Source organism: Streptomyces sp. NPDC000348 (genome assembly GCF_042898795.1).
Lineage (GTDB): Bacteria > Actinomycetota > Actinomycetes > Streptomycetales > Streptomycetaceae > Streptomyces.
On record NZ_JBIAZD010000015.1, the window covers coordinates 98,732 to 124,427 of the forward strand.

Consider the following 25,696-nt stretch of genomic DNA (forward strand, 5'->3'; position numbering starts at 1 on the left):
CTATCCGGCCGCGATCGTCTCCGCGAGCCGGTCGGGCTCCAGGACGGTGCCCGCGGGGCCGGCCGGGTTGACGTAGAGCGCGTGGCCGGGCGGGAGGCGGTCCAGGAGGGCCGGGACGGTGACGCGTTCGGAGGCGAAGCCGCCCACCGCGGTCAGGTGGGGCGGGGCGGTGAAGACCGGGACCACGGGCCTGCCGTCCGCCACGGCGGCGGTCACCGGGGTTCCGTCCGGCAGGGTCAGCACCGCCACCTCGGCGGTGGCCAGGGCGCGCAGGGCGTCCTCGACCGGCCCGTAGCCGGTGACCGCGAGCTGGAGGGCCGCGTCGACGTCGTCGGTGGGCTCGGGCCAGCCGAGCGCCTCCGGGGAGGGGCGGTACGCCTCGTTGTCCTCCCACTCCTCGATCCCGCCGGTCGCTCCGGTGCGCCAGCGGCCGACCACGACCCGGTCGGGCGGCACGCCCTCGCCGTCCCAGCCGGGGTCGATCATGCTGATCCAGTGCTCCGGCGCGAGCAGTGCGGCCGCGACGACGTCTTCGGGGGGTGTGGGCATCGTCGCCGGTCCGCGCTGTTCACTCGCCTCGTTCATCGGTCGCTCCACTCGTCGCCTGCTTCGTGTCCGTCCCCAGGGGCGGCAGTCCGAGGATCTCCCGGAACCGTGCGGCGAGGCCCGCGGCCGACCTGGGGTCCGTCCCTCCCGCCGCCAGCAGCACGGCGAGCCGGCGCACCGCGTCGCGGAACTCCTCCCCGGCGTACCGCCAGTCCCCGAGCGCGGCGTCCGGTTCGCCCGGCAGGAGCAGCCCGAGGGCCGTCTCCCAGGCCCGGGCGGCGTCCGGGTCCGGGGTGGCGCCCTCGAAGTCCGTGAACGCCGAGCGCCAGATCCGGCGCGACACCGTGGCCGCGACGGCGTCGAGGGCGTCCGGCCACGGGCCGGGGCGGGCCAGCAGCAGCCGCACCTGGTCGAGCGGCGCCAGTCCGCCGCCCCGGACGCCTCCGCCGAGCTGTGCCTCGACGTCCATCCCGGGAGTGATCCCGATGCCCGCGTCCCTCAGTTCGGCCAGGGTGACGAGCTCGGCGCCGGTGAACCCCGGCGGATCGCCGGGCAGGTCCTCCGCGCTCACCCGGCCGGCGATCCACCGGCGCCGGGCCTCCTCGGACGGCGGCGCCTGGAGCGGGGTGTCGTCGCCGGCCGTGACGACGCCGGGGGCGGGTCCGGAGGGCCGGACCGCGATCTCGGGCGGACGGGTCCGCGACCAGTGCGCCCCCGTGTCGTCCTGAGGCGAGGTCATCACGAGGAGGGTCTCGTCCACCGCTGGCCGCCGGTCGAGGAGCCGGAGCGGCCGCGTCGGCAGCCACACGGTCCGGGCGGCCCCCGTCCGGGCCGCGACCGCCTCGGCCAGGGCGGTGCCGTCCGCCCCCGCCCCGACGGGCACGACCGTGACGTCCTGGTCGAGCCGCGCCAGGACGGGGTCGTGGGAGAGCAGTTCGGCGATCTCGTCGTAGGGCACCGGGCGGGTGGTGCCGTCCGGCCAGGGCATGTCGGCCCGTCCCGGGGTGGTGCCGCTCAGGTCCAGTACGTACCCGCCGGGATGGGCGCCCTTCCCGGCATCCTTCCCGTACCAGGGCGCCAGGGCCCCGCGGCTGTTGTTCAGGCCGCCGTCGGGTGAGATCACGTAGCGGTCCGCCCACATGCGGCCCGGGGCGGGCTTCCCCGTCCAACTGCGGCCGGCGCTCGCGCCGTTCACGGAGGTGATGAGGGTGCGGGCGTCCAGCGCGCCGTGGCGTTCGAGGTCGTACGCGGCGAGGACCGTGGGGTTGTGGACGTCGCGGCCGAGGGCCGCCGCCGCGGCCGCCATCCGGAGCAGGTCCGTCCGCAGGGTCTCGTCCCGCGGATCCTCGCCGGTGGTCAGATGGAGCGCCTTCGTCGTCAGGGCGTCGGGGTCGGGGTGGTTCTCCACGCCCTCCACGGCCTTGACCGTGGCCCACAACGCGTTCTGCCGGTCGGCCGCGGTGACCGGCGCCGACGCGCGCAGCCCCAGCACCTGGCGGGTCCACCGGTCCGGGTCGTGCCGTGCGATCAGTTCGCGGGCCCGGTCCACGGAGGGCAGGGCGACGAAGCCGGACAGCGCGGAACCGGGATCGGCGGACAGGCGCGCCGAGGCGGCTTCCAGCATCGTCCGTACGTCGTCGGGGGCCGGCGGCGCGGGCCGGGTACCGGGGGCGGTCGTCGGGCCGTGGTGCGCGCGGGTGACCCGGTCGAGCAGATCGAGCGTCAGCTCGCCGTGCTCCCGCAGGTTCCCGTCCGCGCGGCGCATGACCTCCAGGGCGCCGATGCCGCGCAGCAGCCGGTGGTACGTGCCGGGCGGGACGCCCTCGTCGTCCTCCACGTCGACGCCGAACGTGGCCCGCAGGGCGCGGACCAGGCGCAGCGCCGTGTCCCGGGCCATGGCCGGGGTGAGGTCGGGGGAGGTCTCCAGGCCGGCCCGCGCGGCCAGGGCGTCGAGTTCGTCCGGGGTCGGTTCGGGGCGCAGCTTCACCATGTCCACCGGGTCGTTCGCCGGTGTGGTGCCGATCCCGTGGTCGTACAGCCTCCCTCTCTTCCCCTTCGTGTAGCGGCTCAGGTGCTGCCGGTCGGGGGCGTAGACCTCGCGCCGGGTCACGTTGGAGACGCCCTGGGCCGCCGACAGGACGGCGAGCGGGTCCGGGACGAACGGGGTGCTCCGCTTCAGGGCGGACTCGGTGTGTCCTTCCGGTCCGCTCCCCCAGCAGGACAGGAACACGATGGGGGTGTCCCGGTCCAGCCGGGTCACGCTCGGGCGCCGCCGGAGGTAACCGCCGGTTTCCGAACCCGGGACCGGGACGTTGTTCTGGAACATCCGCTCGACCATGAGGGTCTGTCCCGGAACGCCGTGGACCACGAAGAAGTAGGGCTTCCGGCCCTGCCACGGCACCGGCCGGGGACTGCCGACCGGCTCACCGGTGACCGGGTCGTAGACGGACCACTCCGTCGACCGGATCAGATCCTGGAGCCACGGCTCGCGCTGGAGCAGGTCCGAGCCGCTGACCACCGCGCGGCCGACGGGCCGGCCCTCGTCGGTGAGGGTGACCGACTTGACGTCCGCGTCCCTCAGGGTCTTCCCGTCGGCCGTGCGCAGGACGCCTTCCCCGGGTTCCGGCCGTCCCCCGTCCGGCCCCAGGTCGTCGGGGCCGCTGGCGATCCACTCGCCCATCGGCTCGCCCATGGGCTCGTCCACGAGGTCGTCGACGGGGTCGTCCACGGGGTCGTCCACGGGGTCGTCCGTCGGCTCGCCGCCGAGGCCCCGGTCGTCGGTCACCTCGATGCGGTGCCGGCCGGTGTCGGGGTCCGGCTTCAGGGCGACCTCGCCGCTGTGCGACCACAGCGTCCTGCGCGCCCGGGCCGCGGCCCTGCGGGGCAGGTCCAGCCCCATGGCGCCGGCGTACTGCGACACGACCACCACCTCGGCGGCTTCCTCACGGTCCGCCAGTTCCCCGTCCTGCGCCAGCAGTTCGGCGAACTCCTCCGGCGACAGCCGCCACCGCCTGCTGCCGTCCGGCAGGACCAGCACGACCTTCGTGTGGTCGCCGCCCTTCGTGCCGATCACGTACGGGAGGGGAGCGCCGGGCCGGCGTGCCCACGGGGACGGCCGGGGGTCCCGGTCGTCGCCGTCGACCACGTCGTACGAGGAGACGTCGACGTCCCGGGCGGGCCGGCCCGTCCAGTTCCGGCCCAGCGGGGTGCCGTCCGGTGCGGTCAGGCGGGTGGCGTCGGAGAGCAGGCCCTGCCGGCCCAGGTGGTACGCGGTCAGGGAGGCCGCACTGGTCGCCCGGCCGGCCGCCATCGCCGCGTCCACCAGCTCGTACAGCCGGCGGACGCGGTGCGACAGGTCGTCGGCGTCGAAGCGCACGGGTGCGGGGGCGGAGTCCGTGGACGCGGTGTCCGAGTCGCTGTCCGACCCGCTGTCGGAGTCGTCGTCCGAGTCGGGGTCGTCCCCGGGGTTGTCGTCGAGGTGCAGGAGGTTCCTGGCGAGCCGGTCCGGGCCGGTGAAGTAGTCCGGCTCACCGAAGTCGTCCGGGCTCAGTTCCGCCAGCCGGGCGGCGGCCTCCGACAGGGGGGAGCGGTCGACGGTGACGACCGCCTGCCGCCGTGCCGCCCGCCCGGTGGCGCCGTCGACCGGGCCGACGGCGCCGATGTCCCGGCCGCCGCTCTCCGTGGTGATCGGGAAGTCCTCGGCCCGGACCGTGCGGCCGCGTACGTCCGCGACGTTGCGCACGGCCGGCTCGTGGAGCTCCAGTTGACGCCGGATCTCGTCGAGGAGGAAGTCCCGTACGGCCTCCGCCCGCTGCCGGCCGACCGTCCCGGCGTGCTCGACCGCGCCGCCGGACAGCGCGAAGCGCGGGCCGTTGCTGTAACCGGTGACCGTGATCGTGGGGAGCCGGAGACCGGCCCTGAGGTCCCGCAGGCCAAGGAGCACGATCTGCTCGGCCAGGTCGGCGAGCCGGCGGCGCCCGTCCGGATCGGTGATGTCCCGGTGGCGGTACTCGAAGGCCACCCGGGCCGCGGACGGGGGGAGCGCCGGGGCGGTCTCGGCGGGCCCGGCGTCGTCCGGCACCGCCACGCTCTCGGCCTCGTCGAGGTCGGAGTCGAGGTCGAGGTCGGAGTCGAGGTCGGAGTCGAGGTCGAGGTCGGAGTCGAGGTCGAGGTCGGAGTCGAGGTCGGAGTCGAGGTCGGGATCACCCTCGGGGACGGTGTCCGACAGCGCCTCCCGGCCGGCCGGCCGCGGCACCGTGTCCGTCGGGGCCGGGGCGTCGGTGGAGGTGGGCGGCGCGGCGGGGGCGTTGGGTCCCTCGGCGTCGGAGGGCCGCAGCCGGCCGGTGCGCGCGGCGTGCAGCAGGTGGGCCAGGGAGCCGGCGGTCACGGACCGGTCCCAGCCCTGCCGGGCGGCGTACTGGCCGACGATGTGCCGGAGCCCGCCCCAGGTGAGCGGGCCGGGGTCGGCGTTGCCGGCCGCCTGGAACCGCAGCCCTTCGAGGGCGCCGAAGCCCTCGATCAGCTCGTGGAACTCCGCCTCGCGGTCCGGGTCGGAGTCGATGTGCACCCCGTGGGTCTGCCGCAGGGCCCGCACCCAGTGCAGGGCGCGCTCGGTGCGCCCCGGCACCTGGGCGGGCAGTCCGCCCAGGTCGGCGAGCGCGTCGAGGGCGGCGCTGCGGGGCTCGGGACGGAATTCCTCGATGTGGCCCACGGGGCGGTCGGGGTCGTCGTCCACGACCAGGCGCGGCGGCAGACCGCCCTCGGCCTCGGTCGGCGAGATCTGCCGGTCCACGGTGAAGACGGTGCGGCGGGTCTCGTTGGCGACGTACTGGGCGGAGGAGGGGTGGGCGAGCAGGTCCTGGTCGGCGCGCGTCATGGACATCTCGCAGATCAGCAGCCACACCGGCGCCTCGGGAGGCAGCGCCTGCATGCTCCTGCGCCGTGCCAGCATCCGGCCCAGCTGCCGGGGGTGGACCGCTTGGTTGGCGCGGGTGCTGCGGCGGGGCACGGTGGTGCGTCCGCTGTCGCCGTGGCCGACGAAGATGTAGGAGCCGGCCAGGCCGCGCGGCAGGGGCAGCAGGCCGCCCTGCCGCGCGGGGTACACGCCGGGCAGCCCGTCCACCTCGTTGGTGTAGTGCTGGATGGCGGACACCACCCGCAGGGCCTCCTCCCGCAGCGCCATGTCGTGCGCGTCGAGGAACGCCCGCCCGGTCAGTGCCTGCCCGTCGACCGTGACCAGCGGGTACGAGTGCAGGTCGGTGTCGGGGAAGACGATGCCGTTCGCGGCCCTGACGGTGGCCGCCGGGTCGTCCGGGACCAGTCCGGGGTCGGCGGGGATCCAGGTCCCCACCGGATCACTCCCGGGGGTCGGCGCGGCCAGGACCGGCACCCGGCGGCCGGACGGAGCCGTCTCCAGCCGCAGGTCGCCGTAGGTGAACCAGACGCGGGCGCCGGTGCGGTCGGCGATCACCCGGGCGAGGGCCTCGTTGCGGCCGTCCTCCTCCCCGATCAGGAGCACCACGGGCGCGCCCGGCCGCCGCTCCGGGTCGTGCAGCACCAGTTCGGCGAACTCCTCGTCCGACACCGGTGTTCCGTTCGCCAGCACCACCCCCTCGTCGTTCCGTTCGGCCACCATCGCGTAGGCGCCGGGCCCCCAGGGCGCGGGGTGGACGCCCCGGGGATCGGCGACCACGTCCAGGTGCAGGCGGATACCGGGACGTCCGCTCCAGTTCCTGCCGTACGGCGCGCCGTCGTCCCCGCTGAGCCGGGACTGCTCCGCGTAACCCTGCCGGGTCAGCCCGTAGGCGGCGATGGCCTCCAGGCTGCCGGCCCGGCCCCGGCGGTGGGCGCTGCTCGCGAGGGAGAGGGCGTCGTAGTGCCGGGCCGCGTCCACCGGCGCGTCCGGCGCCAGGTGCAGCAGCATCCGGGTGATGCCCTCGAGGTCCAGGCCGGCGCCGAGGCGGGGGTGCCCGACGCGCGCCGCTTCGATCACGCGCAGCGAGTTGAACAGCCCGTTGCGCAGCTCCGGCGTGAGCGGCTGGGAGCCGAAGGTGGCGTCGACGACCGCCCGGAGTTCCTGAAGGCGTTGCTGGACCGCGCCCTCGGTGGGCGGCGGTGCGGCGGCGGACCGTGTCTCCGGCGCCGGAGTGGGCAATGGCAATGGCGCGGGGGTGTGCGGCTGCGGCGCGTGCGCGCCGGTGGTGCCGTCCCACAGGGCGCGGACGGCCACGTAGGAGTCGCTGCCGTCACCCGGTCCGCCCTCGGCGGCGTCCCACAGCGCACGGGCCCGGGCCAGCGCCTCGTTCTCCACGTCGGTGGCCTCGACGGGGTTGACGTCCGCGGGACGCGTCCCGCGGGGACGGGCCGGTTCGACGCTGCGCGGGTGGCGGGGCTCCGGCCGGGGGCCCTCGCCGTACAGCCGGCGCAGCAGGGGGTACAGGGCGGGCTGGCGGGTGCGCACCCACTCCGGGCCGGCGTTGACGCGGGGCAACCCGGTGTAGGGGTCGTTGCCGCCGTTGGCCATGAGGTAGACGTTGGTGAGCTGGGCGAAGAACTCGCGCTCGTCGCGGCTGCTGTAGTTGGGGGCGCTGCGGCGGCCGTCGGCGTCGCGGCTGTACAGGGGGCCGTCGGGCCAGTTGCCCGCCTCGCCGGCCCGGGTGGTGGTGCGGAAGGCGTTGGTGATGCGCTGCCGGTCGACGGGGTCCAGACCGTGCAGGTGGATGGTGTGGGCGAATTCGTGCAGGGTGGTCGAGTAGCCGTCGGGGTAGGCGGACTTGCCGGTGCCGACGGTGGTGCGCTCGCCGAGCAGGTTCTCCTCGGTGACGGCCGCGGTGTGCGTGCCGACGCCGCGGACGTCGTCCCAGGGGCGGCCGTCGCCGGTGGCGGCGCCCCGCAGGAAGCGGAAGGCGTCCAGGGAGGTCAGGGCCTTGTCCCTGGGCACCACCACGACCCGTGAACCGCCCTTGAGCAGCCGCGCCGCGACGTCGGGGTCCCGCAGCATCCGGGCGATCTGGGCGCGGGCCCGGTCACCGGCGGAGACGGGCTGCTCGACCCCGTCGGGCACCTGCGTCATGAGGCGCGCCGCGACCGAGGCGAACTCGGCCGGGTCGCGCCCGGCGCGCAGGGCGTCCACGAGCACCGGGTCGGCGGCCAGCCGCTCGCGGTCCGCGGGCGACAGCGCCGCCAGCGCCGCGTCGCGGTCGGCGGCGGACAGGCCGGGCAGCCGGGCGGCGAGCGCCCGGACCGGGTCCGCGGTCACCTCCGGACGGACCCGCAGCCCGTCGGCCAGCGCGGTCAGCTCGGCGCGCAGCGCGGGCAGGTCGGCGTCGGTGACGCCGAGGGCGCGCCAGGTCTCCTCGTGGCGGGCGAGGGCGTCGGGGTCCCGGGCGGCGGAGTCGAGCAGTTCGCTGAGCCGTACGGCGAGGGAGCCGGCGGCGCCGGCGGGCCGCGCGGCGCGGTAGGCGTCCTCGCGCGCGAGGACCGGCGTGAGCGTGCGGGGGCCGTCGGCGGGGGTGCGGTGCAGCGCCCACAGCAGGTCGAGGAGGTCGCGTCCGCGCAGCTCCCGGTCGGTCCCGGTGGCCAGGGCGAGGGCGGCGTCGGCCAGGGAGTCCGCGGGCGCGGGCACGGTGAAACCGTCGGCCGTGACCGTGCCCGAGGCCGGCCGGTCCACCGCCGTGACCGTGATGTCGACGCCGTTCACCGACAGGTCGAGCACACGGCCGCCGCCCCTGACGGACCGGACCCGCACCGACGCTCCGGGCATCTCCCGCTCCAGCGCCCCGCGGATCCCGGCGGCGGCGGGCAGGGCGGCCGCGGAGAGCCGGAACTCCACGGCGCCCAGCGGCCGGGGCTGGCCGAACTGCACCCGGCCGCGGGCGGCTCCGGCCAGCACCACGGGATGGCCGAGGCCGTGCAGCACGGCGCCGACCCGGCGGGCGACGTCCAGCTTGCCGGTGTCGTCGCCGTACGGGGTGCCCTGCCCGTCCGCTCCCTGGGGGGCCGGGGCGCCGGGGCCGGCCGGGCCGGCGGTGGGGGCCGACGGCGGGGGCGGGGGCAGCGCGGGCTCCTTCGGCGGGGCCGGAGGCGGTGCGGGGACGGCCGCGGCGGTCTTCACCTGGTCGGTCCGGACGACGACGCCCAGCCGTTCGCTGAACAGGGCCGCCACGTTGGTCAGCCAGTCGGCGGCCTCCGAGGCGTCCAGACCCGGCCGGACCGACTCGCTCATGTAGCGGCCCGACTTGTCGTTCACCACCCAGGAACCCAGCTTCTGGCTCCAGCGGAACTCGCCGGACACCCGGCTGCGGCCCGGCAGCGTCCGGCCGGCCGTCTCCCCGCCGTCGTCGACGAAGCCGGCGGCGATGCCGGTGTGGCCCAGCCCGTCCAGCGTCCTGCGCAGCGACTCCGCCGTCAGATCGGGGTCCTTCTCCCGCATCCCCGCCAGCAGCGCGTCGAACTGCTCCGGCGTGATGATCCCGCTCAGGTCCTCCGTGCCCAGGATCACCCGCCCGTCATCGGTGACCGTATACAGCCATACCGCGTCCCGGTTGCCGGTGATCAGCAGGTCCGGATCGACCTCGTCCAGCGGCACCCACAGGGGGTTCAGCCGTACGTCACCGTCCTGGTCGCGTTCCTCGTCCTTGATCCGCTTCGGGAGGACCGGGTCGCCGAACCGGTCGCGGGCTCCGGCGTCGCTGCCGTCGTAGTGGTTGACGCCGTTGTAGTAGACCTCCGTCTGCCGCGTGGCGTTGTCGGGCCCCGCGCCGCTGACCCGCCGGGCGCCCGACGGGAGCGACCGCACCACGTCGACCCGCAGGTCGAACGCGTGCGCGAGGAGAGGCAGGAAGACCTCCCCCGCCGGTGTCTCCCAGCGCTGCTCCCAGTTGGCGACGGCGTCGAGGAGCGTGAGCAGTTCCGTGTCGTCCAGCGGTGCGGCGCTCTGCGTGTAGACGGTGCTGAGCAGGCGGCCCAGGGCGTGGTCGTCGAGGTCGTCGGGGGTCGGCAGCAGACCCTGCCGATCGAGGTGCTCGAACATCTGGCGCGGGCTCAGGTCCTCGGCCTCGGCCTCCATGACGGCCCGGGCGTCCTGCGGGGAGACGGCCGGGCCGGCGGGCTGCGACGCCATGCGTGCGTCGACGTACCGCCTGAGCAGATCGGCGGGGTCGAGGGCCTCGGGGACGGGGACGTGCCGGACGCCGTGGTGGTCGAGGAGGGCGAGCATCCCGGCCCGGTCCATTCCCCGGACGTGTGCGTCGAAGGCGTCGGCGACCGTCTGCCGGAACTGGCCGATGATCTGCGGATGCAGCCGCCCCCCGCTGCGGGCCACGTAGTCCTCCACGTAGGACCGCATGGCGTACAGCGCGGCCTGCGAAGGGCCGGTCGGTGCCTTGCCGGTCCCGGCGCGGACCGCGGCCTGGTGACGCAGTTCGGCGCGTACGGCGTCGGGGTCCCCGAGCCAGTCGTACGCGGCGCGGTCGGTGGCGGCGAGGCCGCCCAGACGGCTACGGATGTGCACGGGGTCGCCGGCCATGAAGGAGTACAGCAGGCACTCCCCCGTGCCGGGCACCGGCACCCGGCGGCCCCTCGCCCGGCCGCTGCCGCTCTCCGGCTCGGCACCCTTCTTGCCGTCCCCCTGAGGCGGAACGTCCGGTGGCCGGGACTCCGGCCCCGCGTCCTTCGGCAGCGGATCCACGCCCTTCGGCAACACCCCCGCGTCCTTCGGCAGCGGATCCACGCCCTTCGGCAACACCCCCGCGTCCTTCGGCAGCGGATCCACGCCCTCCGGCAACACCCCCGCGTCCTTCGGCAGCGGATCCACGCCCTCCGGCAACACCCCCGCGTCCTTCGGCAGCGGATCCACGCCCTTCGGCAACACCCCCGCGTCCTTCGGCGTTGTCTGGGCGGTCGGCAGGGCCAGTCGGTAGTGGCGGTCGTCGAGGCTCAGCACCACGTGTGCGCCGGAGTGCGCGGGTGTTCCGACGAGTCCCTGGAGGTTGCCCGTCGGGTCCCCGGGAGTGAAGTCCTGGAAGGCGCCGTCGCTCCCGACCACCGTGACGCGCACGCCGAAGGTGCGTGCGGCGAGCAGCGGAAGCAGGTCCGCCGCGGCATGGTTCCAGCCGGCCTCGGACGGAGCGTCGCCCCGTCGGAGGAGCTGCGCGATCGCCAGTCCGGCCCGTTGTGCGGGGCTCAGGTCGACGGCGTGCGGGATCAGACCGCCGAGGCCGTCGAACTCACGGCGGGCGGGTGTGTCCGTCCCGAGGTCCAGGTTCGCCGCGGCGATCTCCTCCGCGCCGAAGGCGTCGGTGTCGTCCGGGGCGACGGCGGCCAGCAGGTCCTCGTCGGCATGGTCGGTGAGCCAGGAGGCCATCCTCCGGCGCAGCCCGGCCATCGCCCGCGGATCGCCGAGGTCGATGCCCTCCGCGGCCAGCAGCCCCGGGGCGGCGCGTTCGAGGCCCTGGGCGAACGCGCGGAAGAAGGCCTCACCGTCCCTCGGCACGTCGTGCAGCGTGTACGTCTCGTCCGTGGGGGACGTGAGGACGGTGTCCGGTCCCGTACCGGTCCTGGTGTAGCGGGGCGGGGCCGGGGGCTTGGCCGCGGGCGCCTTGGCCGGCGCCTGATATATCACAGCCGGCGGTTCGGCGAGACCGTCCAGCTCCTCGCGGCCCTGAGCGGTGGCCGCGAGCCGGTGCCAGCGGGTGAGCTGGTCCGCCCCGGACCGTACCCGGTGGTACTCCGCCGCGGCCCGCTCCGCCGCGGCCCTGAGCGCGTCCAGCTCGGCCCGTCGGGTGTCGAAGGCCGCGCGTGCCGCGTCCCGGCGGGCGGTGGCGGCGTCGAGAGCCCGGCCCGGTGCCCTCGCGGACAGCAGGGCCGCATCGAGCCGCGCGTCGGCCGCCTCCTTCTCGGCGCGCGCGGTCTCCACCCGCAGATCGGCCGCCCTGCGCAGCTTCCCGGCGTCCGCTGCCGCCTCGGCCAGGCGGGTCAGGGCAGCGTCCCGCTCCTCGCGCAGGAGGTCCGCCCAGCCGTCGTGCTCGGCCTGGACGTACTCGTCCTCGGGGAAAGCGTCGACCTCGGCCTGCGCGGCGGCCACGTTCGCGTCCGCGATGCCGTGGTCCCGGCGTGCGTCGGCCTCGGCCTGTGTCAGGGCGTCGGTCGCGTCCTTGACGCCCTGACGGGCGAGGTCGACGGGGCGCTCCGCCGCGCGGGCGGTCCCGGTGGCCTCGTCGAGGGCGGTCCGGGCCGCGTCAAGGTCCGCGCGCAGCCCGCCGGAGGCGCGCCGCTTCTTCCAGTAGGCCTTGTCGGCGTCGACCCACGCCTTGCTCGCGCTGCCGACCGCGTCCCATGCCTTGGCGACCTGCTCGGGGAAGTTCGCATCGGTGACGAGCCTCAGTTCGCGGGCGACGTCCTCCCGGATCCAGGTGACGACGTACGCCTCGGCCTTCATCGCCTGTGGACCCGACCGGGCCTTGGCGAAGGTGCCGCCCCGGATGCGGTTGGCGAGCCTCGAGTCCACGATGGTGCGGTGCACGTCGCCGACGCCGGTCCAGGTGGCCGGGACGGCGAAGAGGAAGGACCGGTCCGTCTTGGGCTTGAGGTTGCGCGAGGACAGATGGTCGTCCCCGACCGGCATGCCGTCGCCGTCGAGGTCGTTGGGGCCGGGTCCGGAGGCTCCGATCTGGTTGAGGCCCACCTGGTCGGGAGAGTTGTACAGGAAGGCGCCGCCGAGACCGCCGGACTGAGTGTGCTCGCCGGCCGACGACGTGCCCGCGTTCTCCCCGTACTGTCTGAGCACCTCCAGTTTCTTGCCGTCGGCGACCGTCAGCAGCAGCGCGCGGCTGAAGTCGGGCGCCGAGCGCAGGGTGAGCCGTCCGATGTCGGTGCCCATGAGGGACTTCTCGGTCAGTCCCACCACCTCGTAGCCGTCCGGTTCGGTGGTGCGCGGGAAGAACGACGTGACCGCCATGTCGCTGATGCCGTCCTCCATGGCCTGCGCCGAACCGGTGCCCAGCCGGGTCAGGCCGGTCTTCCTCGTCGTGCGGAGGAGTTCGGTGAGGGCGTCGGCGTCGGGACCGTCCTCGGCCTCCAGGGCGCTCAGCGAGAAGCCGGTGTCGTACGCCTTCGTCAGGAGGAGGTCGCCCGCGGCGCGGATGTTCTCGATGCCGATGATGCCGCGTGGGTGCATGCCGTTGTCGGGGAAGACGAACGGCCGTGTGACGCCGTCTCCGTACCGGACCGTCAGTTCCTCGCCCACTTCGGGAAGCGGCACCGGCCGGGGCGGGGCGGACAGGACGGGGTCGGCCGCCGGATCGGGCGCGGGCAGCAGCCGGGCTCCGGACGTGCCGGTGCCGTCCGCCGTGTCCGCCTCCGACGGCACCGGCTCCATCAGGCTGAGCGGCACCTGCTCGCGCAGCTCGCCGACGTCGTCCTCCTCGACGATGCGCAGCCGTCCCCGGAAGCGGTCGAGGGCCGTGGCCTCCCCCTCCGTCGACTCCTCCTCGGCCGGTGCGCCGGTGTGGGGGGTGTCGTCGGCCTCCAGGGTGATCCGCATCCGGTACGGGGTGACGACCTCCGCGTGCGGCTCGGTGGACGCCGCCCGGTAGATGGTGACGGTGGTGACCGTGTGGCTCGACGCGACCGTCTTGCGGTGGGAGCCGCTCTCGGCGTACGTCGGTCCGGCGGCCACCACCTGCGCGTTGTCGGTGTACACCAGCTGGCTGGTCAGGAAGCCCACGTCCGCGCCGGAGGCGGACTCCGAGTTCTGCTGGGCGGTCTCGGTGGCCCGCCGGTTCTCCTCCAGCTCCACGCTGTGGTCGAGTCCGTCGAACACGGGTGTCCCGGCGATCAGCTCGACGCGTGCCCGCACCTGCCGGCTGCCGATCCGCACGCTGCCCCAGCCCCAGCCCCCGGCGGTGACCGTCGTCGACGGGGCGGTGGTGGTCATCTCCCCCTTCAGGGCCCGCGTGGCGCGGCCCGTCACCAGCTGCCGGATCCGCTCCCGGCTCGCCTGGTCGAGCCCCAGCTCCCCGAGCCGCCGGTCGAGCGCGAGCAGCACGTCGGTGGGGTCCAGCGCGTTGACCGCGTGGGTGCCGAAGGCGGCACGCCCCAGCCAGGGCTGCGGCGCCCAGACCTGGCGCGTGTAGCGGGGGACCTCTCCCATGCCGTCGTCGAGCAGCCCCATCCGGTGCGCGCTCTTCTCCGGCAGGTGCGCGAGCAGACCGCCGGGGATCGTCAGCTCCGTCCCCGCCGCTCCGGCGAGTGCGCCCGGTACGTGGGCACTGGCCGCCGCGGCCGTTCCGATCCGGCCGGTGCCCAGCCGGCTGGAGAACAGCGCGAACCAGTGGTGCACGTCGCCGGCCACCAGCACGTGGTGGGTGAAACCCTTGCGGTTCAGGTCCGCCACGACCGTGCGTACGACGTTGACGCTGCGCGTGTGGGACCTCGAGAGGGGGTTGGCGGCGAAGCCGTACGCGCCCATGACGCCCTGGCCCCGGTGCTGGGGTGTGGAGTAGACGAACTGGCCGCCGAAGACGAGGCTCCTGCTGTCGCTGGTCTTGCCCGCCCCCTGCCGGGAGCCGCCGAGCGTCGTCTCGGTGTCCATGGGCACCGACGGGGTGAGGACGCGCAGGTTCCCGACCGCCGTGGCGTACCGGAAGGTGCCCCACAGCTCGCCGTACGGCCCCTTGCCAAGCAGGCCGCTGCCCACCAGGCCCAGCGGTCCCGAACTCTGGTCGAAGCTCGCCGTGAGGTACTGGGGGGTGAAGGTGCGGACGATCGCGTCCCGGGTGGGCGCGCCCTCCTTGACCAAGTGCCAGGCGCTGCCCGACGCCTCCTTCAGGACCCGGTCCACCTCCGCGGCCAGCGTGGGTGACAGCACCACGTTCACGATCACGAACGAGTGCTGCTGGAACTCCTTGGACTGCCGTGGCCCGCGGTCGCCGAGCCGTCCGGCGGGCCGGCCCCCGCCGGAGGGCAGGACGAGATCGCCCTTGGCCAGGGCGAGGGCCCGCTCGGTGTTCATGGCCGTAGGGGCGGGTTCGTCGGACAGATAGGGGTTGAGCGCCCCGTCCGCGTGCGGGTCCGCTTCGGGGGTGTGCAGGACGGGGACGCCGAGGAGCACCTTTCCGGTCATCGGGCCGCCGCCCGCCAGGAGGCCCGTCGGCGTTCGGCCGAAGAGCACGTTGAGCGGCTCGTCCAGGACCAGCAGTCCCGGCAGGCCGAGGCCGAGGCCGCGGATCAGGCCGCGGGGCCGCCAGTAGCCGCTCATGGTCGCGGTGAGGGAGAGGTCGTAGCGGTACAGGTGGGTGGGCTGGCTGGTCACCGACATCAGCTCGTTGGTGACCGTCGAGCCGAAGGAGGTCTCCGTCTCCCACTGCCATCCCCGGCGCAGACCCAGGGTCAGCCCGAGCGTGTTCTGCGGCAGGCCGGCGCTGTCCCGGTCGTTGTCGCGGCCCGAGAACGTGCCCTCGAAGCCCAGGTCCAGGCCGCGTTTCGCGCCGGCCTGGCCGTCGATCCGGTCGGCGCCCTGGACGCCGAAGCGCATGCCCTCGTCGACGTCCTTGCCCTCGTACCGTCGTCCGGTCAGCGTCCCGTACGCCCGGACGGTGTAGTAGGTCTGGCCGACGGAGTCGGGGTCGGTGAGCCGGATCGGCAGGCCGACCGTGGTCAGCGCCTCCAGGTTCGCGGTGACGTTCTGCTGGGACAGCACGCCGAGGATCTGGAGGGTGTTCTGGAGCGCGGTCCGGTACTTGACGGGATCGGTCCACCGGGGCGGCATGGGCAGGCTCTGAACGGCCTGGAGCACCCGGTCGGGCTCACGCCCGAGCAGCTCGCCCAAGCGGGTGCGCCAGCCCTTCGGCAGGTTCGGCGGAAGCAGCTGGTCGAGGGGCACCACCAGTCCCTGGCGCAGGCTCGCGATGGCGTCCACCAGGTTGTCGGCGAACGCGTCGAGCAGGGTGCGGCCGACGCCGTCCGCCGCGTCCGGTGCGACACGGGTGCGCAGACCGTCGTCGAAGGTGAACTCCTTGACCCGGTGCATGCCCAGGGTGCGCGGGCGGTCCACGGTCAGATAGGCGGGGACGAACGGCGGGGCGACGCCGTTGCGCAGGGCCAGTGTGCTCCCGTCGTCCCATCCGGCCAGCCGCCGTGCCTCGGAGCTGGTCATCCGGTCCAGGCTCCAGGTGAGGAAGCGTGCCGGTGGCGCGGTGTCACCGGAGCGCCGCACCCGCACCGACTTCACGACCAGGTAGAGGGCGGTCCTGGGGCCCTTGACGTGTCCGGCCGACGTGAGGGTGCCGGCCCCGCCGAGTCCGGCCGACCAGGTCTTCGCGAACGAGGCCTGGAGGGTCGGTCCGAACTGGAGCCGCAGGTCGAAGGGGGCCGTGCCGGGGTCGTGGAAGTTGAAGGCGGGTCCGGCGACGGCCTGCAGCAGCAGGCTCCTGCCCTGCGCCCGGCTCCGTTCGCTGCGGACCGTCGAGATGTTGAGGTCCCGCATCTCGGCCTGGTCGGTCTCGCCGACGAGCACCGCCGCCTGCGGGATCAGTTCCTCCACCACGAAGACGCCCAGCGGTGACTTCTTCTTGTCGTCGGCGAACAGCGGCGGGGTGGTGATGCGGCCGCGCGCCATCGTGCCGCCGTGCCGCTGGAAGCTGTCGCCGGAGAAGAAGACGTCCAGCTCGGTGTAGGCCGAGCTGCCGGGGAGGACTCCGATCTGTGCGGCGGCCCAGTCGCGGATCGCCGCGACGGGGCCGAACCCCTCGATGCGGACGAAGCGGTACTGGGAGTTGCGGTCCAGGGTGATCGACCGGGGGATCCGGCCCGGCTTCGGGGTCTTCGTCACGCTGTCGGGCAGGCGGACCAGGAGGCCCTTGCGGATGCCGAAGCCGAACCGGGCGGGCGCGGCCGGGTCGGTGTCGGTGCCGGTGACGACCCGTCCCGCGGTGTCGGTGACGCGTATCTCGTAGTGGATGTCGTCCAGGTACGACCGGGACTTGTCCAGCGTGCGGGTCTCCATCTGGTTCATGCGCTGGTCGGTCAGGGTGTAGCCGACCTTGTTGATGAAGCCGAACCGCAGGGCGAGTCGGCCGAAGCCGCCGAACGCCGCGGTGCCCGCCGGGCCGATCGGTCCGCCGAGGCCGTACTGGGAGTTGGCCTGCATGTTCTTGGTCAGCCCGAAGGTCGCGGCCGCCCGGTGCATGCTGTCGATCTTCGTCGAGTCGCCGATGCCGTCGTCGAACGGGGCCCAGTTGCCGTGGTGGCGCGCCCTGACCCACAGGACGCGGGTCTTCCCGTCCGCGTTGACGTACGGGAACGGGCGCCCCTGGCCGTCCGCCAGCGTCTTCGGTTTGTCCCGGAGCGTCCGCCGGATGTCGTCCAGCAGCCGTGCGTCGTCCGCGGGCCGGGCGTCGGGCCGGCTCCCCAGTTCGCGGCCGATGGTGTCCAGGGCCTCTTCGTAGCCGCGCAGGACGACCGTGCTCTGGCCGAACGTGCTCGGATTGGCGAGGAGTTGTTCGAGTTCGGCGGGGGTCAGGTGGGGCGGCAGCAGCGACGGGAGGTCGTCGACGTACCGGGGCATCTGCCGGCCGTCCGCGAACCGGGCCGGGTCGCGGCGCCTCGGCGGGGGCGTCATGGCGCGGTCGAGGCGCGGGGCGTGCGGGGGCGTGGTGGGGGCCGTGACGGGCGCCGCCGTGGTCGTGGTGAGGGTCGTGACGGGCGCCGCCGTGGAGACGGGGCCGGTGGACGGCGTGACGACGGGGGCGGGCGTGATCGGGTTCGTGGTCGCGGTCGTGTTCGTGGTCGTGTTCGTGGGTCCGGCCGCGAGGGTGGTGTCCGGTGTGCCCGTCGAGGGCTGGGGGGCCGACCGGACGACCGACCAGTCCCGGGCCGACTGCCGCCCGCCGTCCGCGAGGGGGAGCAGGGCGAGGACGTGCGGCCTCGACGGGTCGCTCTGCGCGGACAGGTCCACCGCACCAGGTGAGGTCCACACGCCGCGGCCGGTCCCGGTGCTGAGGACGTCGGTGTGCCGCGGCGCCGGCCGCACCACGGGCGCCGTGGACGAGGCGGCGAGGACGATGTCGGCGTCCCGCGGGCGGTCGTTCAGCCCCGGGTCCCGCGCCAGCAGCTCGGCGACCTCCTCGTACGGCACCCGGACGCGGAGTCCGCCGGGCAGGTCCATGGTCAGGTGGTCCGGGCCGGTCTCGCCCCACACCAGGTACGGCGTGGGTCCGGTGGCGCCGGTGGTCCACGGCATCTTCGCGTGGCGCATGGGGCGGTGGCCGCCGTCCGGTGTCGCCGCCATGACGAGGGCGCTGTCGACGTCCACCCGCGCGGCGGCCGGGCCCCGCGCCCAACGGCGGCCGGCCGGGACCCCCTTGTCGTCGGACAGCAGGGTGTCCGGGGAGAGGGCTCCCAGCAGTTCCAGGTGGAACGCGGCCAGTTCGGTCGGGTTGTCCAGGTCCACGCCGACCGCCGCCGCCCGCGCCACCAGGTCGAGGAGTTCGGACACCCGGGACGGGTCCGGCCGGTCCAGGTGCAGCACCCTGCCGGTGAGGGCGACCGGGTCGGGGGTCCGGCTCTCCCACTCCAGGGCCTTGACCGTCGCCCAGAACAGCCGGGCCCGCTCGGGCGCCCCGATGACCACCCGGTCCGGGTCCAGCCCCAGGACGTGGGCGGCCTCGTCGTTCACGTCCTGCTCCGGAAGGCCGGCCAGCCCTTCGGCCACGGTGGTCACGTGCGGCAGGGTCACGAAGTCGGTGAGCACGGCGCCCGGACGCAGGCGCGCGGCGTCCTCGGCTCTGGCCAGCAGGTCCCGGTAGGCGTCGGGTCCCGGCTCGCCGTCCACGTCGGCGTGCTCCGTCGCGCGGATCTCGCGGGCCGCGCGCTCGAACAGGTCCAGGCTGAACGGCACGGCGTCGCGCAGCACCGGGTCGGCGTGCCGCATGGCCTCCAGGGTGCCGATGCCCCGGAGGAGTTCGCCGTAGCGGCTGTCGTCCTCGATGGCCACGCCGAACGTCAGACGCAGCGCGCGCACCAGCCGCAGCGTCCGGTCGCGGACGGCCTGGGGGGCCGGCCCCACCGGGTCGGTGTGCAGGCCCGCCGCGCGGGCGCGGTCGTCGAGCAGGGCGCCCGCGGGTTCCGGCCGGTGCTCCACCCACGTGCCGCGCCGCCCCCGCGCATCCGTGTGCATCTGGTGGACGACCTTGCCGTCCCGCCGGGCGAAGCCGAGCACGTGGGTGCCGCCGTACACGGTGCGCCCGGTCTCGTTGGCGGCGTGCTGGCTCTCGCTGACGGAGCCCAGCGGGTCGGGGGCGAACAGCTCGTGGGCGCCCCGGCGGGTGCGGAGCAGGCCCGGCGGGGCCGCGCTGAAGCACGCCTCCATCACGACGGCGTGGTCCTTGGGGAGCCGCGCCAGGCTCGGACGCCGCTTGAGCATCCCGCCGGTCCGCTCCTGCCGGGTGCGGTGGTCCGGGTTCGACGCGGTCGGTACGTGGGTCTCGCCCGGCAGGCCGTGCGCGGCGAAGACGTACACGGGTTTGCCGGCGAACGGTACGGGCCGGTCGTCCCTGGTCCACTCCCCGGAGACCGGGTTGTGGTGGTAGAGGTCCGTCGCCGTCGTCGCGTGCCGGATGTCCTCGAGCACCCGCACGCGTTCGGTGTCCCGGAAGACGCCCCGGCCGATCGGTCCCCGGTCCGTGACGATGGTGCGGGAGAGCGTCCACTGCTCCCAGAGCGGGGCGTTCGCGGTCTCCTCGGGGCCGAGCACCTGTCCGGGGGTGCTGCGGATCCAGTCGGTCCGCGGCCTGCCCCGGCCGCCGCGCAGGGACACGACGTGCGGGAGGGACGGATCCTGCTGCGCGGTCACGTCCACGCCGCCGTCGGCCGACCACACGTCCCTGCCGACCCGGTCCGCGGCCCGGCGCGGCAGCTCCAGGCCGCGGGCGCCGGCGCCGGGGACGAGCAGCACCACGGGAACGTCCGCGGGGAGCCCGGCCAGCTCCGGGTCGAGGGCGAGCAGTTCGGCGAAGACGTCGAGCGGCACCTGGCGCGGGGCGCCGTCGTAGCCGCGTACGACGATGTGCTCGTGATCGCCGTCCGCCCGCACGACGTACGGCTCCGGCCCGCCGGGGCGGTGCCAGGGCGCGGTGTCCACGTCGGAGCGGTCCGGGCCGCCGTCGGACCGGAGCACCGTCCTGCCGGTCTTCGTGAGGTCCAGGTCGGGGAGGTGGGCGGTGGTCCAGTCGCGGCCGCGGGGGCGCCCGTCGAGGCCGGTGGTCATGGCGTGGGTGGGTGACAGCACGCCCTGGCGCCGGAGGTGGAGCGCGGTCAGGGCGGCGAGGCCGGCGGCCGACTCCGCCGCCGGGTCCGTCGCCAGTTGCACCAGCTCGCTGAGCTGCGCGTCGCTCACCGGGGCGGAGTGGTCCAGGAGCAGCACCGTGCGGGCCACCTGGTCCAGGTCGAACGGGGTGGGGCCGAACAGGGGGTCGGCCGGACGGAGCCGGTCCAGACGTGCGAAGCCGTCGCGGAGGACGGGGTACCGGGGGTCCGACAGGATGCCGGGGCCGTAGAGGTCCGCCAGCAGCTCCCGGTACCGGGCCTCCTCGGCGGCCGGCAGCGGGCCGGTCCCGGCGGGGCCCCCGAACAGGTCGTCGTCGAGGCGGTCCGGCAGCGGTACGTCCAGGCTCTCGGCCGTCCCCGAGTCGCGCCGGCCCCCGGTCGCGTCCCCGTCCCGGTCCGCGAACGTGACGTCGTCCACTCCGGTGCCGCCGGTCGGGACACGGGCGCCCGGCGCGGCGGGGTCGCCGGGACGGACGGCCGACCAGTCGGCGGCCACCGGACGGCCCGGCGCGGTGGGGAGCAGGGTGGGAACGTACGGCCGGCCCGGCCCGGTGCCGGCCAGGGCCACGTTGCCCTGCGAGGCCCATACGGCCCGCCCGGTGCCGGCGCTGACGACGGCGCGGGGATCGGGGGCCGGGGTGGGGCCGGTGGACGGGCCGGCGGTGGGGCCGGTGGAGGTACCGGTGGACGGGCCGGTGGACGGGCCGGCGGTGGGGGCCGCCTTCGAGACCGCCAGGACGATGTCCGTGCCGTCCATCGGGCGGGTGTTCAGCACCGGGTCGCGCGCCAGCAGCTCGGCGACCTCCTCGTACGGCACCCGGGCGCGGAAGCCCCCGGGCAGGTGCATGAGCAGGTGGTCCCGGCCGCCTCCGGCCCACACCGTGTAGGCGGAGGGGCCGCCCGGCGCGCTCCACGGCGGCCGTTCCTGGCTCACGGGCTGGTAGCCGCCGCCCGGCTTCGGGGCGGCGACGACGACGCGGTCGGTCGCCATGGTCGCGTTCGGCGGGGCCTGCGCCCAGTGGCGGCCGACCGGCGCGCCGCCCGCGTCGCGGAGCTGGGTCGCGGACGAAAGGGCGCCGAGCGTCTCCAGGTGGAAGGCGCCCAGTTCGACCGGGTCGTCCACGTCGACGCCGACGGCCGCCGCCTGGGCGACCAGGTCGAGCAGGTCGGGGCGCCGGGACGGGTCCGGCTGGTCCAGGTGCAGGATCCGGCCGGTGAGGGCGTCCGGGTCGGGGGTCCGGCTCTCCCACTCCAGGGCCTTGACCGTCGCCCAGAACAGCCGGGCCCGTTCGGGGTCGCCGACGGCCGCCGGGCCGCCGTCGAGCCGCAGGACGCGAGCGGCCTCGGCGTCCAGGTCCCGCTCCGGGAGACCGCCCAGCCGCTGCGCGGCGGCGGTGACGTGGGGCAGGGGGACGAAGTCGGAGAGCGTGGTGTCCGGTTGCCTGCGTACGGTGTCGAGGGCCCGGGTGAGAAGGTCGCGGTAGGCGTCGGCGTCCTGGCCGCCCTGCCGGTTCGCGTGGGCGGCGCGTTCGAACAGGTCCATGGAGAACGGGCCGAGGTCGCGCAGGACCGGGTCGGCCGCCCGCATGGTCTCCAGCGCGCCGGCACCGGCGAGGAGGTCGCCGTACCGGCTGTCGTCCTCGATCGCCGCGCCGAGGGCCAGCCGCAGGGCGCGGACCAGCCGCAGCGTCCGTTCCCGGGTCTCGTCGGACACCGGCCGCGCCGGATCGGTGTGCAGGCCCGCCGCGCGGGCACGGTCGTCGAGCAGGGCGCCGGTGGGTTCCGGCCGGTGCTCCACCCACGCGCCGCGCCGCCCCCGCGAGTCCGTGTAGAGGCGGTGGACGAACGTCCCGTCCGGCAGCGTCGCGAAGCTGACCATGTGGGTGCCGCCGTACGCCGTGCGGCCGGTCTCGTTGGCGACGTGCTGGCTCTCGCTGACGACCGCCAGGGGGTCGGGGACGAAGGTGTCGTCGATGCCCCTGCGGGTGCGGACCACACCCGGCGGCTTCGCGCTGGAGCACGCCTCCATCAGCACGGCGTGGTCCTGGGGGAGCCGCGCCAGGCTCGGACGCCGCTTGAGCATCCCGCCGGTCTCCCGCTGCCGGGTGTGGTGCCTCGGGTCCGTCGTGGTCGGCACCCGGGTCGCCCCGGGCCGGGCGTGGGCGCCGAAGACGTACACGGGCTTGCCGGCGAACGGAACGGGCTGGTCGTCCTTGACCGACTCCCCGGTGGCCGGGTCGTAGTGCCACAGCTCCGAGGACTCCGTCGCGAGCCGCAGCGCCGCGATCCGGCGCGGGGCCTCGGAGTCCTCGAACACGCCCCTGCCGATGGTGGTGCCCCCGTCGCCGACGACGCTGTGCGACCGCGTCTCGCGCTCCCAGTCCGGCGCGTTCTCGCGCTCCGCCGGGTCCAGCACCTGGCCGGGGGTGCTGCGGATCCAGTCGGCGCGCGGCAGCCCGTCCCCGAACAGCAGGGAGACCACGTACGGCTGGGACGGGTCCCGCTGCGGGGACACCTTCACGGTGCCGTTGGCCGACCAGACGTCCCTGCCGATCCGGTCCGCGGCCTGGCGCGGCAGCTCCAGGCCGCGGGCGCCGGCGTCGGGGACGAGCAGCACCACGGGGGTGCCCGGGGGCAGTCCGGCCAGCCGGGGATCGCGGGCCAGCAGTTCGGCGAACACGTCGAGGGGCACCTGGCGCGGGGCGCCGTCGTAGCCGCGTACGACGATCCGCTGGTGGTCGCCCTCCGCCATCACCACGTACGGCTTCGGGTCACCGGGCCGGTGCCAGGGCGCGGGCTGGACGTCGCCGCGCCCCAGGGTGCCGTCGGGCTGCCGGGCGACCTTCCCCACCTCGGTGAGGTCGAGGTCGGGGATCGTGGCGTTCGTCCAGTTGCGGCCCCAGACGCCGCCGTCGTCGGCGGTCAGCGCGTGGGTGGAGGAGAGTGCGCCGCGGAGCTCCAGGTGGAAGGCGGCCAGGGCAGCCAGACTGCCCGCCGACTCCACCGCCGGATCCATCGCCACCCGGAACAGCTCGCCGCGCTGGGCGTCGGTCACCGGGGCGGCGGTGTCCAGGAGCAGCACCCGGCGGGTCAGGTCGTCCAGGTCGAGCGGGGCGTTCCGCAGGGCGGGATCGGCCTGCCGGAGCTGGTCGAGGTGCGTCAGGGCGTCGCGGAGGGCGGGGTGGACGGGGTTCGTCCCGATCGTGGGACCGAACACGTCCGTCAGCAGCCGGTCGTACAGCGCCTCGGTGTCCGGGTCCGGCTCGGACCCGGAGTCGTCCGCGTCGTCCTCCCAGTCCATGATCATGTCGATCGAGTCCGGGGAACCGGGCCCGGAGGACTCCCCGGTCGGGAGGTCGGCCGGGGCCCGGGAGCTGAGCGGTGTCTCGTCGACGGTGACGGGCTGGGCGGGCGGCGTCTCGCGGGAGACGGCCGGGGCGGATTCCACCGTGGAGCCGGTGGTGGCCGGCAGTTCCTCGGACTCGGTCCGCACGGGCCGGTAGGGCTGCGGGCCGTCGGGCGTGGTCCGGGTCTCGGTCTTCGGCGCCGGGGAGGCCGGGCGGGACTGCTCGGACTCCTCGGGCGCGGGGGTGCGGACGCCGTCCGGGGTGTCCGTGTCCGCATCCGGGTCCGGGTTCATGTCCGGGTTCGGGTTGGACCGCTCGGCGGTGACCGCCGGGTCGCCGGACGGTGCGGTCTGGGGCCGTGGCTGCGGGGTGGCGTTCGGCGAGGCGTGACCCGGGGACGTGGTGGTCGACGGGGTGCTCGACGAGGTGCTCGACGGAGTGGGTGCGGTGGGGGTCGCCAGGGGTGCCTGCGGGTCCGGCTGCTGCCGCTCGTCGGAGGTGGACCGGGTCGTGTCGTCGCCCGTCGACCGCTGTCGTTCGGTCCCGTCCGGTGCGAGGTCGCCGCCGGCCGTCCGGTTCGGAAGCGGTTCCGGGACGGAGGAGCCGACGGTGGCGGGCCTGTCCACCGGCAGCGTGCCGTCCGTGCCGGCGGACCGGTCGGTCCCCGGGTTCCCGGTCGCCGACGGGTTGAGGGCGGAGAAGACGATGTCGGTGTCCGGGTCGTCCACGAGGGCGTCCCGGTAGGCGTCGTCGTACGCGTTCGACGGCAGGGGTGAGTACGACGGCTTGACCGTGCCCGTCGTCCCCGGGAGTCCGTACGCGTCGACGTCGTTGCCGACGCCCTGCGCCGTGTCGGGGTCAGGGAGGGTCGAGAGGGAGGAGACGGACGAGACGTCACTGGTGTCGCTGAAGACCGACGCGTTGTCGTCGATGTCGCTGACGTAGGAGTCGGAGTCGTCGCCGTACGTGTCCCGGTACGTACCGGCGCCCGCGTACGGGTCGCTGTACGTGCCGCCGGACGTGTCTCCGTAGGTGTCCCGGTACGTGCCGCCGTCGTACGTGGTGTCGTCGTACGTGGTGTCGTCGTACGTGTGGTCGTCGTACGTGTGGTCGTACCGGTTCTCGCTCCCGCTCCTGCCACCGTACCGACTGCCGCCGCCCGGCAGGTCGTTGACCTCGCCGGAGCCGAAGCCGGTGTCCTGGAAGTAATTCTTGTAGACGAACTTTCCGCCGAACTCCGCGCCGGTGGAGGCCGCCTCGAAGACCAGGCCGCTGAGGCCGGCGCTCAGGAACGTGCCGGGGTTGAGGGTGAACGTGCCCAGGAAGATCAGGCCGGTGAAGGCCTCGGCGAAGGTCTCCGCCTGTCCTTCGTTGATGAAGCTGAACGGGAGCTCGGAGGCTTCCTTCCAGAAGTTGTTGTTCTTGAAGTACTTGTTGATGAACTTCCCGGCGACCTCGCCGAAGATGCCCCCGAAGAGTCCCGCCAACGCGCCGGCCACCGCCGACTGGCCGATGTCCTTCCAGTCGAACCGGGTACGCCGGCGCTCCGGGTCGTCCGGCGCGGTCATGGAGATCAGCTGCGAGGCGAAGGTGACGAACGCCTCCTGGATCGCCTCCAGCAGCACCGACAGCGGCGTGGGGATGGCGCGTCCCAGCCGCTGGAGGATCAGCAGGATGGTGAGCGCGGTGCGCGCCTTCTGGATGGCGATCTCGGTGAGCGACGTACCGCCGGTGAAGACGGCCAGCGCGGCGATCAGAGCCAGTTCGATGTTCATCAGGATGAACTCGATGAGGATCTGGTACTTCGCCTCGGACAGCTTGATGGAGCGATTGACCTGCTGGGCGCTCAGCTCCCGGAGTTCGTCGGAGAACTTCTGCAGGTGGTTCTGGCCGTTGTCGTCGACGAAGAGCTTCATCGCGGCGACGAACTCGCGGGCGATCCGCGGCGGGAGCGAGCTCCCGGCGGTGGAGATCGCTCCCTTCATCGCGTCGGAGAGGTCCCTGACGTCGTCGGCCAGCCGCTTGTAGGGGTTACGGCTGTCGAAGCCCAGGTCCTCATTGCCGGTGGCGACGTTCGCGCCCACCCAGACCTCGATGAACTCCCGCAGGCCGGGCGGGAACATGATGGCCATTCAGCGCCTGTTCTCGCTCTCCGAGCCGTGCGCCTCGATGTCCTCCACCGCCTGGGTCTGCGGCCGCTGCACGTGGTCGGCCACCGGGGCGAACGCGTCGACCAGCGCCATGAACCCGCTGGTGATGGCCAGGACCGTGTCCGCCACCTGCTGCTGTTCGCGCCGGACCTGCTCGCCGACCGCGTTGGCGAACTCGTCGTCGCCGCCCTCCTCGCCCCACCAGCCCGCGTACGCGGCGCAGCCGGTCTCGAACCGGGGCAGCATCTCGTCGCCGTAGCGCACGGCGTCGGCGAGGTGCCTGGAACCCTGCAGGATCGCCTGGATGTCGGCGGAGTAGTTGCCGGCCAT

The 25,696-nt window shown here is 74.7% G+C and carries 3 protein-coding genes; all 3 read right to left on the minus strand.

What is annotated here, in order from left to right; all coding sequences use genetic code 11:
* From ACFY3N_RS26585 to ACFY3N_RS26595, 3 genes are read right to left on the minus strand one after another with little or no spacing between them, the layout of a single operon-like run.
* Complete coding sequence (locus ACFY3N_RS26585; protein ID WP_390819252.1) at positions 1-585, minus strand: type VII secretion system-associated protein; 585 nt, start codon at positions 583-585, stop codon at positions 1-3.
* On the minus strand, positions 569-25,348 hold the full coding sequence (locus ACFY3N_RS26590) for a lonely Cys domain-containing protein (protein WP_390819253.1): 24,780 nt from the start codon (positions 25,346-25,348) through the stop codon (positions 569-571). The genes ACFY3N_RS26585 and ACFY3N_RS26590 overlap by 17 nt, the downstream gene beginning before the upstream one ends.
* Positions 25,349-25,696: a hypothetical protein gene (locus ACFY3N_RS26595; protein ID WP_390819254.1), complete on the minus strand. Its 348-nt coding sequence runs from the start codon at positions 25,694-25,696 to the stop codon at positions 25,349-25,351. It lies immediately after the preceding gene.